The following is an 11,207-nucleotide window of genomic DNA, read 5'->3' on the forward strand; positions in this document are numbered from 1 at the left end:
GGCCGAAGCGCCGAGGCCGTCCAGATCCCGGCCGGCGTCACCGCCGGGGTCGCGGTCTTCGACCGCCGCACCGGCACCTTCACCGAACAGGTCGACGAGAGCGCGCGGTTCCGGTCCGCGTCGGTCGTCAAACTGCTGCTGGCCCTGGACTTCCTGTGGGACCGGGGGCCGGACTACACCATTCCCGAGGCCGACCGGGCCCGGCTGGAGCCGATGCTCCGCAGCAGCTGGGACGATGCCGCGGACCACTACTGGTCGGAGTACGGCGGCCCGGCGATCATCGACCGGATGTCCGACCGGCTCGACCTGCGCGACACGGCGCCACCGCCCGCCGGGTACGAGGGCTACTGGGGCTACACCGCCCTGTCGGCCCGCGACACCGTGGCGATCTACCGCTACCTCCTGGACAAGGCGCCCGCGCCCGTCCGTGACTTCGTCATGGACAATCTGCGCCGCTCCACGCGCTGCGCGTCGGACCGCTTCGACCAGCATTTCGGCATCGCCGGGTCGTTCGAGCGTCCCTGGGCGGTGAAGCAGGGCTGGTCCGGGAAGTACGCGAAGGGGACGTGCGGCGCGTCGGGAACAGCGGCCGCGGCAGAACCGGCCGCCGCACCAGGGGCGAGGGCCGCCGCGGCCGTGGATCTCACCCGTCCCGCGCTGCACACCACCGGCACGGTGGGCGCGGACGACCGGGCGATCGTGGCCGTGCTGACGCTGCATCCGGTCGGGACGTCGTACGGGAAGGCCTACACCGACCTCGGCCGGCTGACCCGCTCGCTGAACGTGCCCGGCGGGACGCGGCCCTCGGGGACCTGGTTCGGCACCTGGGGCGAGTTCGTGAACGTCCGCAGGGGTCCGGCCACGGGCGACGGCCGGGTCACGCAGCTCCCGGCCGGGGTCGAGGTGCTGGTGGGCTGCCAGGTCCGGGGCCAGGTGGTCAGCGTGCCGCCCTACACCAACGAGTGGTGGGCCTACCTGCCCCAGTACGGGGGCTACATCTCCAACATCTACATCAGCTCGCCGGACAACCGGCTGCCGAACGTCCCGGAGTGCGGCTCGGCGCGGCCGTGACGGGAACGGGGGGGGCGAGCGGTGGGCGGGGCCCTGACGGGTCCGGCCCACCGCTCGCGTGTGCCCGGGGGTCACTGCTCGTAGGCGGCGAGGTAGCGCAGCACCTTGTCCACGTGCGGCCGTACCCGGGCCGGGACGCCGCCCTCCTCGATGACCGTGCGGTCGCTGGTGCGATAGCCGGCCGCGACCAGCGCGGGCAGGTCCTTCTTCGGCAGCCCGGCCTGTTTGAAGCGCTGGTCGAGCCAGCACACGTAGAGGCTCATCGTGGAGATCGCGTCCGGCGGCGACATGTGGTCCTTGTCGCCGTCGCCGTCCCCGTCCACGGCCCAGGCGCGGAACACCGACGGGGTCCACATGGCGATGCCGTACTCCTCGCTCTCCGGGCGGGACGCGTTCGCGTCGAAGCCGCTCTCGGCCTTGATCAGCGCGGCGAGCAGGACGGGCGTGATCTCCTCGTCCGTGCAGCGGTGGGCGGCGCGGGCGATGACGGGGCGCAGCGCCTCGGGTACGTCGGAGTCCGCGGGTATCTCGCCCGGCACCGGTCGGCGCGCGCCGGTGACGGTGGCGGAGACGTCGCCGTCACGGTCGTCGTCCCGCGTGCCGATGCCGCCGCCGAGCAGGGCCACCCCGGCGACCGCTCCGGCGGTCAGGACGACGAGCCCGGCCGCGACGGCAGGCAGCACGTGTCGCCGGCGGCGGCGCGGACCGCCGGTGATGTCCTCGATCCGGGCGGCGATGTCGGACGCGGTGTGCGGGAGGCGGGTGGTGTGGTCCGCGGCCAGGCAGTCGGCGATCAGCCGGCGCGTGTCGTCGCCGAGGCCGGCGTCGAGCCGCAGGGGCGCGGTGCCGCGCGCGTAGGTCTGGGCGGCGAGCGAGCGGGCCCGGGCCGTCGCGCCCGCGAAGGGGTGGAGTCCGCCGGTGAGCACCTGGTGGGCGAGGACGCCGAAGGCCCAGATGTCGGCGGTGGGCCGGACCACGGCGCCCTGGGTGCCGGTGCGCTGGGACCACCACTCGGGCGGCAGATGGTCGAGGGTGCCGAGCGGCGGCAGATGGGCGTGGGTGCCGTCGAGTTCGGTGGCCAGTCCGAAGTCGGCCAGCCACACCTTCCCGCCCGGGCCCAGCAGGACGTTGGCGGGTTTGAGGTCGCCGTGCACCCAGCCGGCGTCGTGCATATGGGCCAGTCCGGCGGCGACTCCGCGCAGGACGCGTTCGGCGCCGTCGATCGGCCGACCGCTCGCCGCGGCGTCCAGTACGTCCTTCAGGCTCGCCTCCGCACGGTCCATCACCAGCGCGATCGCACCGTCCAGGGCGGGCAGCTCCGGGGCCTCGACCGTGCACACGGCGTGGGTCCGGACGAGGTGGGGGTGGTCGGCCTCCGCGCTGAAGCGGACCTCGCGTGCCACGAGTTCACCGAGCGCGGCGCGCTGGCCGGGGCCCAGGGCACCGGTCGGCAGCACCTTCACCGCCACGGGCGTGCCGTCGGCGACGGTACGGGCCTCGTACACGGTCCCCCAGCCACCGGAGCCGATGACCGCGCCTGTCTCCCAGCCCTCGATCCGGAAGCCCTCGGGAAGGCGAGGGCGGGGCGCCTCGAGGTCGTCGTCCTGGAAGTCCTGGAAGTCCCGGGGATCCCGGGGATCCCGGGGATCCCGGGCGTCGGGTGTCGTCATGCGCCGGCCTCCTGCGGGGAGAGGCGGCCGGCGCTGCGGGGCGGCAGCAGGCCGAGGTGCTCTTCGCGCACCAGGCCGAAGCGCAGGGCGACCGAGGCGAGCCGGGTGCGCTTGGCACCGGTGCGGCCGCCGTCGGTTCCGGCCGCGGCCTCCTCGCCCAGGTCCAGGCGGAGTTTGGCGAAGGCGAGGTAGTCGATGTGGTAGTTGACCGCGGAGCGGGTCAGGTCCCGGCAGCCTTCCAGCGGCCGCAGCCGCTCCACGATCTGTCCGACGCCGGGCAGCGCCGAGTCGGAGGGATCGCGCAGCCGGGGCTCGCACAGGGCCACCAGGACGAGGAAGTACTTCGACGTGGGGTCCAGGGCGAAGGGGTGGACGGTCTGTTCCCCGCCGCCCGGCACGGACCGCTCGCCGAGGTAGGCGTGCTGGGGTGCGAACACCTTGAAGGCGGCGTTGCCGGACAGGGCCGGGAGCACCACTCGGGAGAACTCGAAGGGCACGGGCGCACCGAGGCGCCCGGGGGCGACGGTGAGGTACTCGCCGGCTCCCTCCAGGTTCTCCACGACGTACGACACGCTGCGGCTGAAGTTGGACAGCCGCCAGTAGTCCCCGGCCGCCTCGAGCTGCCCGGCGCGGCGGGAGACGCCGGGGTCGGTCAGGGTGATGCGCACCTCTGTGCCGCCGGGCGTGCCGCGTCCGAAGTCGGCGATGTCCCCGGGCCCCAGGTGGATCAGTTCGGGACTGCCCGTCTCGTCCGAACCCCACGGTGCGGGACCGGGCAACTGCACGATGATCGTTTCCACAACAGGATGTCCCCCGATGCTGACGGCCCCCGATTTGGTCGCGAGGATTGTACGGGCGGATTCCGGTTGCGCAGAGCCGGCGGGGCCGTCTCAGTGAGCGGTTTCCGGACGTCGTGCGACGAACACGTACTCTTTCCCCGGCCGGTCGGGCGCCTCGCGTACGTCCTCCACCACGAAGCCCCGCGCGACGAGTTCCGTCTCGACCTCCCGCCGCTCGCGAAAGCGCAGCGTCGACTCCGAGGCCAGCACCTGTCCGTCCGCAGCGAACCGATAGACCTGACGGAACGTCACCAACGGGCCGGACACGTCGAGCAGTTCGACCCAGTACTCGACGGCGCCGCTTCCGGGGAGGTCCGTCACGGCGTACGTGACCTCGCGATTCCACTCCTCCCAGGCGCGGCGAGCCGGGATCCGGGTCTCGAAGACCAGGCGTCCGCCCGGCCGCAGAGCCGCTCGGGCGCCTCGCAGGAACGCGTGCCAGTCCTCAGTGCCGGTGATCTCCTGGGCGGCGTTGCCCGTCATCGTCGCGAGGTCGGCGGCCAGGGGCGGCAGGGCCGTCGCGTCGCCGTGGATCCACCGCACCCGCTCGCCGCCCGGCTTGCCGCGGGCCACGTCGAGGGACGCCCCGGCGGGATCGACGCCGACGACCTGGATACCGCGGGCGGCCAGGCGCAGCGCGAACACGCCCGTCCCGCAGCCGATGTCGAGCACCTGACGTGCCCCGAACTCCTCCGTCATGCGCAGATACGGGTCGAGGTCGCCGCGGTCGGGGTCGAGCGGGTCGTAGACCGCGGCGAGCCGCGGATGCCGGAAGCACTCGTCAGCCATGCGCCCGAAGGTACGAAGAGCGGGCCGCGGGCGGCCACCGGTTTTCGGTGACCGCCCTCCCGTCGCTCAGCCGAGGCAGATGACGAGCAGGCAGAGTTCCTTCGGCTTCGAGTCCGCGTCCGAGCCCGAGGGGGCGGTCGGAGTGGGGCTCGCCGCGGGCGGGGGTGTCGTGGGCGATGCCGGCTGCTGCGAGTCCGTGCCGTTCTCGTCGGCAGGCGGTGTCGTCGGTTCGGTGGCCCTCGACGCGGACGAACCGGCTGTGCCGGTGACCGTCTCGACGGCGTCCGGGACGGTGGTCCGCTGCTGCGGGGTCGTCAGCGGCAGCTCGCGGGGGGTGGCGGCCGCGTCCGTCCGGGTGTCCTTCGGCGTGGTGCGGGGGTCGGCGGCGCGCGGCTGCTGGTGGCGCGAGGCGCGGCCGGCCTGTGGCGGCGTGGTGGGCGAGGTGCGCGGGGTCTCGTACTGGCGCGACGTCGGTTCGGTGTACGTCGGGGCCTCCCCCGCGGCGCCGCCCATGGTGGTGTCCTCCGGCGCCGTGGCCGCCTGGACACCGGGCTTGGCGTCCCCCTTCATGGCGGCGACGGTCAGACCGCCGCCGACCAGCGCGACGGCGGTCGCCACCACGGCCCGGCGCTGGTTCTTCTTCCAGCGGGCCAGCTGACGACGCCGCGCCGCCCGTCCCTCCTGGGGGGCCTGGTAGTCGTCGGCTGCGGCGGTGTCAGCGGTCCCGTGGCCTTCGGACGGGTCCGTGTCCGGGATCTCCCGGCCTGCGAACGGCCCGGGGTGGGCGAGGGGGATTTCCCGCGTGCGGGCGCGGTTCTCGTCCCACACGGTCCGGTCGTCCCACACGTTCCCCTCATGCCGGGCGGCGAGCGCGGAGGGGTCGATGTCCGGGGCGTAGGCACCGCACCCCGGGCAGACCAAGGCGCCGTTGAGGTGCCGACGGCACGAGGAGCAGTAGTCCATGTGTGGTCTTCCCGATCTGGCTGGCGAGTCGAGCCGTAACGCTAACGAGACTTTGAAAGGGCCGTGTGCAGCCTGTGTGACACCCCTGCACAGATCCTCTGCACTTCGCGTGTGCCATAAGTGACCCGTGAGTAAAGCCGGATGAGGCTGGGCACACTCCGGCGCTCGCCGTCTCGCCTGATTTTCCCGGGAGTTGGCGCACAACCCTTTGGACCCCCTGCGGGTCACACCATGCAGGAGCAACCACCTCGAAGAGTTGCAAGGGGGAAATATGAGATTCACCCGTTCCGTCCTGGCCGCGTCCGCGGTGGCGGCGCTGTCGATGGGGACCATGACCGCCCTGGCGTCGCCCGCCTCCGCCGCGCCCAACACCACTCCGCAGAAGGTCTGCGGCAGCGGCTACAAGACCGTGAACTCCGCGGCCGTCGGCTCGCTCGGCACGATCTACCTCACGTACAACGCTTCCAACGGCCACAACTGCGTCACGACCATCCGCAACAACCCGGGGACGGCCGTGGACATGTCCGCGTACGTCTGGGTCCCCGACACCGAGGAAGGCGACTCGGACGCGGGGCTCTTCAAGTCGTACGCCGGACCGACCTACGTCCGCGGCAAGGGTCACTGCGTCGACTGGGGCGGCAGCATCTCCAACGTGTACGTCCAGGTGGTCGGCTCCAACTGCGGCTCCCTGAAGGAACACCGGACCACCTTCACCCGCTGACCCCCCTCCAGCCGGGTCACCACTCCCCTGCCGCGCGTTCGCGGGGGACCGTGGTGGCCCGGTTTCTTCACGCGGGGCTCGGCGGGCTCAGGCGCGTGACGTGAGAATGCTGAGCGCGTTGGCGGCCACGATGGCCGCGATGGCCGCCGCCTCGGTCCAGCCCAGGTTCTGGCCGAGGACGATCCAGCCGACCACGGCGGCCAGCACGGGGTTGACGCTCATGAAGAGCCCGAAGACCCGGGCCGGTACGCGGCGCAGGGTGAGCAGGTCCGCCAGGTACGGGACCGCCGAGGACAGGACGCCGGCCACGAGGGCGTAGGCGACGGACCCCGCGGTCGGCGGACGGTCGACGACGAGGACGATCCCGACCGGCAGGAACATCAGGGCGGAGACCCCGGCCGCGGCGGCCGATCCCTGCACTCCGGGTATGCGCCGGCCGACGGTGCGGTTGAGCAGGATGTACGACGCCCAGCAGACGGCGGCGAGCAACCCGAGGCCCATGCCCGGGTAGTCGGTGGAGGGCTGCGGCCGCATCAGGGTGACGACACCTGCCGCGGCGATCAGCGCGCAGCACGCGTCCACCCGGCGGCGTGAGGCGGCAAGGGCGATGCTCAGGGGCCCGAGGAACTCCAGGGTCACCGCGAGGCCGAGGCCGATGCGGTCGATGGCGCTGTACAGGGACAGGTTCATCGTCCCGAAGACCAGAGCCAGCAGCAGGACCGGCCACCACTGCCGCTTGGTGAAGGTCCGCGGACGGGGGCGGCCGACGGCCATCAGGACGATCGCGGCCACGTACTGGCGTACGGCGACGACACCGACCGGCCCGAGGACGGGGAAAGCCAGGGACCCGATCGCGGCGCCGGTCTGGTTGGACAGACCGCTGCCGACCATGGTGACCACACCGGCCAGGCGTTTTCCGGCGGGGTGCGGGGCGCCGAGGTCCTGGGCGGAGGGGGCCGCGAGGGTTCCCTGCGCGGGTGCCGGCGTCGGTGCGGAGGCTGCGTCCATGGCCCGATCCTGAGTCGGCACGGGGGTTGCGCAAAATGCATCCGGGACTGCGTCTATACGCTGGAGTCATGGATGTGGAGCTGCGGCAGCTGCGCTGCCTCGTCGCGATCGTCGACGAGGGCAGCTTCACCGACGCCGCCATCGCGCTCGGGGTCTCCCAGGCCGCCGTGTCCCGCACCCTCGCCTCCCTCGAACGCGCCCTCGGCGTAAGGCTGTTGCGGCGGACCTCCCGTGAGGTGAGTCCGACCGGAACGGGGCTGCGGGTGCTGGGGCACGCCCGGCGGGTGCTCGCCGAGGTGGACGATCTGGTCCAGGAGGCCACCTCGGGCCATGCCACCCTGCGGGTCGGTTACGCGTGGTCGGCCGTGGGCCGCCACACGCTGGCCTTTCAGCGCCGCTGGGCCGAGACGCACCCGGAGACGGAGCTGCGGCTCGTCCGCGTCAACTCCGCCACCGCCGGCCTCGCGGAGGGCGCCTGCGACCTGGCCGTGGTCCGCAGACCACTGGACGACCGCCGTTTCGACTCCGCGATCGTGGGCCTGGAGCGGCGCTTGTGCGCGATGGCGTCCGACGACCCCTTGGCCCGGCGCCGCTCCGTGCGGCTCGCCGACATCGGCGGACGCACACTGCTGATCGACCGGCGGACGGGCACCACCACGATCCGGCTCTGGCCGGCGGACTCCCCTCCGGCGACCCGGGCCACCCACGACGTCGACGACTGGCTGACCGCGATCTCGCTGGGCCGCTGCGTGGGGATGACGGCCGAGTCCACCGCGCACCAGTACCCGCGCCCCGGCATCGTCTACCGGCCGGTACGCGACGCCGAGCCGATCGCGGTGCGCCTCGCCTGGTGGCGGGACGAACCGCATCCCGCCGCCCAGGCCGCGCTCGAACTGCTCACGACGCTGTACGGCACGGGCTGATCCGCCTGCCCTCAGTGCCCGAGCCCGGCGCCGCCGTCGACCGGGACGACGGCGCCGCGTACATACCCGGCACCGGCCAGGAACGCCACCGCGTCGGCGACCTCCTCGGGGCGGGCGAGGCGTCCGGCCGGGGTGCGGCGCAGCAGGTCCTGGCGCTGCCGGTCGGTGAGGGCGCGGCTCATGTCCGAGTCGGTGAGGCCGGGCGCCACCACGTTGCAGGTGATGTCCCTGGGGCCGAGCTCGTGGGTCAGCGACCGCGCGAATCCGACCAGCCCCGCCTTGGCCGCCGCGTAGTTGGTCTGCCCGGGGGCGCCGTGCAGCGCCGCCGTGGAGGAGACCAGCACGATACGGCCGTGGCCTTCGCGGAGCATCCCGCGCACCGCTCGCCGGGCGGCCCGGAAGGCACCCGTGAGGTTGGTGTCGAGGACGGAGGTGAAGTCGGCGTCGCTCATCCGCACCAGCAGGCGGTCGTTGGCGGCGCCCGCGCTCGCGACCAGGACGGTGACCGGGCCGTGGGCCGCCTCGGTCTCCGTGAAGGCGCGGTCCACCTGATCGCTGTCCGTCACATCGCACCGTACGGCGAGGAAGCCCTCGGAAGCGGGCGGCTCCTCACCTCTGAAGGTCACCGCCACCCGGTCTCCCCCGGCCGCGAAACGGCGGGCGATGGCCAGCCCGATCCCCCTGTTCCCCCCGGTGACGAAGACCGAACGGCTCGTTGCCCGCACCGGCATGGCTTCCCTCTCCTGTCCTGCCGCTGTCCTGTGTGCTCTCATGTCGCGGTGCCCGTGTACGCAGACCCACGACGGCCACCGCGCAGCCGACGAGGGCCAGTGCGGCGACGGCGAGGGTGGCGGCGTACATCGCGTCGAGGAAGGCCCGGTCCGCCGTGGCCGCCAGTTCCGGCAGCCGCAGGGAACCGGCCAGTGAGCGGGCCGCCTCGGCGGAGGCCCGGGCCTGTTCCCCGGCGGCCGGGGACAACCCCTGTGCGGTGCCGGGCAGTTCGGCGTCCGCCATCCGCTCCCGGTACACGCCGGAGAGGATCGAACCGGCCATCGCCACCCCGAGTGTTCCGCCGACCTGCCGGGTGACGCTGTTGACGGCCGAGCCGGCGCCCGCGAGATGCGGTGGCACCCCGCTCATCATGGCGGCCGTGACCGGCGTGCCGACCAGGCCCATCCCGAAGCCCTGGATCCACAGCAGCACGACGATGACCAGGACCGGGGTCCGCCCGTCGAGCCAGGCGTAGGCGACGTAGGTGGCCGCTGTGGCCAGGACACCGGCGGCGACCGTCCACCGGGCCGACAGCAGCCTGCTCAGCGCGGGGGACGCCTGACTGCCCAGGACGATGCCGACCGCGGCGGCGATCATCACGGTGCCGGCCTCGGAGGGGGAGAGCCCGCGAGGCCCCTGGAGATAGAAGGCGGCGTAGAACAGATGCCCGGCCAGTGCCATGAACGCGATCAGCAGCACCACGCTCCCGGCCGTGAACCCGGGCTGCCGGAAGAGCCGCAGATCCAGGCTGGGCGCCGGGGACCTGCGCTGACCGGCCACGAACGCGCAGAGCAGGGCGCCGCCCAGGGCCAGCGGGAGGAGGACGTGCGGCCCGTACCAGGCCTGTCCGTCGCCGGCTTCGATGATCCCGTAGACCACGCCGCCGAGGCCGAGCACCGACAGGGCGAGGCCCGGGAGGTCGAGCGGTCTGCGCCGGGGACTCCTCAACCCGGGTACGACGGCCGCGACTCCGGCCAGGCACAGGGCGACGATCGGCACGTTGACCAGAAACACCGACCCCCACCAGAAGTTGCTGAGCAGCGCCCCGCCCACCACCGGGCCGACGGCCACGCCCAGGCCGCTGGAGGAGCTCCAGATCGCGATCGCCCTGGTGCGTTTCGCCTCCGGGGTGCTCTGCACGATCACCGACAGGGTCGCCGGCATCAGCAGCGCACTGCCCGCGCCCATGAACGCGCGCGCCACGACCAGCCACGCCGGGCTCCCCGCGAACGCGCCGGCGGCGGAGGCCGCGCCGAACAGCGCGAGTCCGGCGAGAAGGGTGGCCCGGGGGCCGAACCGGTCGGCCAGCGCGCCGCCCGCGAAGAGACCACCGGCGAAGACCAGGGTGTAGGCGCTCGCCACCCACTCCAGCTCGGCGGGCGTCGCGCCCAGGCCCTCGGCCGGATCGGCCAGGGTGGTGACGGCGACGTTGAGGATCGAGGTGTCCAGCCAGATCAGCATCTGGGCGCAGACCACGACCAGCAGCACGGCCCAGGGCCGCGACGGGACGGCCGCCGGCTCCCCGGAGCCGGTCATCGTGCCCCCAGCCCGTCGCGCCAGCTCGGCCGCAGCGGCTTCCAGCCCAGCGTCGTACGCGCCCGGTCGTTGGACGCGCCCCGCGCCGCGGTGAGCTGATGGGCCGTGAACCAGCCGAGCAGCCGGGGCGCCATCGCCGCCGGAACCGTGCGCGGGGCAGGGGCACCCAGCGCGCGGGCGTAGTGCGGCAGCCACTCGGCGGCCGATGCCGGTTCGTCGTCCGTGATGTTCAGGACCCCGGTGACCTCGGACTCGACGGCCGCCACGGCCGCTCCCACGGCGTCCTCCACATGCAGGAACGAGGTGATCCCCGACCCGCCCTCGGGCAGCGGGAGTTGCCCGGCCAGCACCCGCTGCCCGGTCCCGCCGGTACGGGCGTACGCGGTGCCGGGGCCGTACAGGGTGCCGTATCTGAGAACCAGGCCGCTCAGGCCCGCGTCGCTCGGCACCAGCCGTTCCAGCTCGGCGACGGCCCGTACGGTGGCGGCCCAGCCGGGGTCCGGGGCGTCCAGGTACAACGGTGCGTCCTCGTCGAGGACCGGGTCCCCGGCCGGGGCCGCGGCGAAGGCGATGGACTGCGCGACCAGCCGTCGCGCACCGGCCTCCCGGGCCGCCTCGACCAGGTGGGCGGTGCCCTCGGTGCGCAGCCGCGCGGTCTGCGCGAAGGCGCCCGCCGGATCGTCGCGCAGCAGCCGCAGCGCCGTCAGCTGGTGCACGACCACGTCGGGCCGGGCGGCCGGGACCGCCCGCAGCAGCGACTCGCGGTCGAGGGCGTCTGCGACCACCGTCTCGTCCGCGTCCGGGGCCCGGGAGGTGTCCCGGACCAGGGCGCTCACGTGGTGCCCCCGCGCCCGCAGCGCACCCACCAGCGGATGTCCGACCACTCCGGAAGCACCGGCTACCAGTACCCGCACCG

The 11,207-nt window shown here is 73.5% G+C and carries 11 protein-coding genes; 3 read left to right on the forward strand and 8 right to left on the reverse strand.

Annotated features, from left to right (window positions below; genetic code table 11):
• The first annotated feature begins 24 nt into the window (after positions 1-24).
• On the forward strand, positions 25-1,071 hold the full coding sequence (locus tag ACZ6I3_RS14035) for a hypothetical protein (RefSeq protein ID WP_469414567.1): 1,047 nt from the start codon (positions 25-27) through the stop codon (positions 1,069-1,071).
• Between the two features lie 71 nt (positions 1,072-1,142).
• Here the strand turns inward: ACZ6I3_RS14035 and ACZ6I3_RS14040 are convergent, their stop codons facing one another.
• From ACZ6I3_RS14040 to ACZ6I3_RS14055, 4 genes are all read right to left on the reverse strand, one after another.
• Positions 1,143-2,741: a protein kinase domain-containing protein gene (locus ACZ6I3_RS14040; RefSeq protein WP_469414505.1), complete on the reverse strand. Its 1,599-nt coding sequence runs from the start codon at positions 2,739-2,741 to the stop codon at positions 1,143-1,145.
• The gene (locus ACZ6I3_RS14045; RefSeq protein WP_469414507.1) at positions 2,738-3,541 is read right to left on the reverse strand and encodes a serine/threonine protein kinase; all 804 of its coding nucleotides are present in this window, start codon (positions 3,539-3,541) and stop codon (positions 2,738-2,740) included. The genes ACZ6I3_RS14040 and ACZ6I3_RS14045 overlap by 4 nt, the downstream gene beginning before the upstream one ends.
• Before the next feature lie 90 nt (positions 3,542-3,631).
• The gene (locus ACZ6I3_RS14050) at positions 3,632-4,369 is read right to left on the reverse strand and encodes a class I SAM-dependent methyltransferase (RefSeq protein ID WP_469414509.1); all 738 of its coding nucleotides are present in this window, start codon (positions 4,367-4,369) and stop codon (positions 3,632-3,634) included.
• Between the two features lie 66 nt (positions 4,370-4,435).
• Positions 4,436-5,332: an SCO2400 family protein gene (locus ACZ6I3_RS14055; RefSeq protein WP_469414510.1), complete on the reverse strand. Its 897-nt coding sequence runs from the start codon at positions 5,330-5,332 to the stop codon at positions 4,436-4,438.
• 271 nt (positions 5,333-5,603) lie between these two features.
• Between ACZ6I3_RS14055 and ACZ6I3_RS14060 the strand changes: the two genes are divergently transcribed.
• Positions 5,604-6,053, forward strand: coding sequence for a spore-associated protein (locus ACZ6I3_RS14060; protein ID WP_382837151.1), 450 nt, complete (start codon positions 5,604-5,606; stop codon positions 6,051-6,053).
• Positions 6,054-6,140: 87 nt separating this feature from the next.
• On the opposite strand, the gene ACZ6I3_RS14065 is transcribed toward ACZ6I3_RS14060, so the two are convergent.
• Positions 6,141-7,061: an EamA family transporter gene (locus ACZ6I3_RS14065; protein ID WP_469414513.1), complete on the reverse strand. Its 921-nt coding sequence runs from the start codon at positions 7,059-7,061 to the stop codon at positions 6,141-6,143.
• A gap of 68 nt (positions 7,062-7,129) precedes the next feature.
• On the opposite strand from ACZ6I3_RS14065, the gene ACZ6I3_RS14070 reads away from it, so the two are divergent.
• A complete protein-coding gene (locus ACZ6I3_RS14070) occupies positions 7,130-7,984 on the forward strand; it encodes a LysR family transcriptional regulator (protein WP_469414514.1) in 855 nt (284 codons plus the stop codon).
• Positions 7,985-7,995: 11 nt separating this feature from the next.
• Here the strand turns inward: ACZ6I3_RS14070 and ACZ6I3_RS14075 are convergent, their stop codons facing one another.
• From ACZ6I3_RS14075 to ACZ6I3_RS14085, 3 genes are read right to left on the reverse strand one after another with little or no spacing between them, the layout of a single operon-like run.
• Complete coding sequence (locus ACZ6I3_RS14075) at positions 7,996-8,709, reverse strand: SDR family oxidoreductase (RefSeq protein ID WP_469414569.1); 714 nt, start codon at positions 8,707-8,709, stop codon at positions 7,996-7,998.
• Entirely contained in the window at positions 8,594-10,291 is a 1,698-nt protein-coding gene (locus ACZ6I3_RS14080) for an MFS transporter (RefSeq protein WP_469414516.1), read from the reverse strand. Before ACZ6I3_RS14080 ends, ACZ6I3_RS14075 begins: the two co-directional genes overlap by 116 nt.
• Entirely contained in the window at positions 10,288-11,205 is a 918-nt protein-coding gene (locus ACZ6I3_RS14085; RefSeq protein ID WP_469414517.1) for an NAD-dependent epimerase/dehydratase family protein, read from the reverse strand. The genes ACZ6I3_RS14080 and ACZ6I3_RS14085 overlap by 4 nt, the downstream gene beginning before the upstream one ends.
• Positions 11,206-11,207 lie beyond the last annotated feature (2 nt).

The sequence above is a fragment of the Streptomyces sp. NPDC041940 genome (assembly GCF_055589465.1).

Bases quoted from the DNA above. Each gene is read 5' to 3' on its own strand.
- ACZ6I3_RS14040 (WP_469414505.1), bottom strand. From the start codon at position 2,741: ATGACGACACCCGACGCCCGGGATCCCCGGGATCCCCGGGATCCCCGG.
- ACZ6I3_RS14050 (WP_469414509.1), bottom strand. From the start codon at position 4,369: ATGGCTGACGAGTGCTTCCGGCATCCGCGGCTCGCCGCGGTCTACGAC.
- ACZ6I3_RS14055 (WP_469414510.1), bottom strand. From the start codon at position 5,332: ATGGACTACTGCTCCTCGTGCCGTCGGCACCTCAACGGCGCCTTGGTC.
- ACZ6I3_RS14060 (WP_382837151.1), top strand. From the start codon at position 5,604: ATGAGATTCACCCGTTCCGTCCTGGCCGCGTCCGCGGTGGCGGCGCTG.
- ACZ6I3_RS14065 (WP_469414513.1), bottom strand. From the start codon at position 7,061: ATGGACGCAGCCTCCGCACCGACGCCGGCACCCGCGCAGGGAACCCTC.
- ACZ6I3_RS14070 (WP_469414514.1), top strand. From the start codon at position 7,130: ATGGATGTGGAGCTGCGGCAGCTGCGCTGCCTCGTCGCGATCGTCGAC.
- ACZ6I3_RS14080 (WP_469414516.1), bottom strand. From the start codon at position 10,291: ATGACCGGCTCCGGGGAGCCGGCGGCCGTCCCGTCGCGGCCCTGGGCC.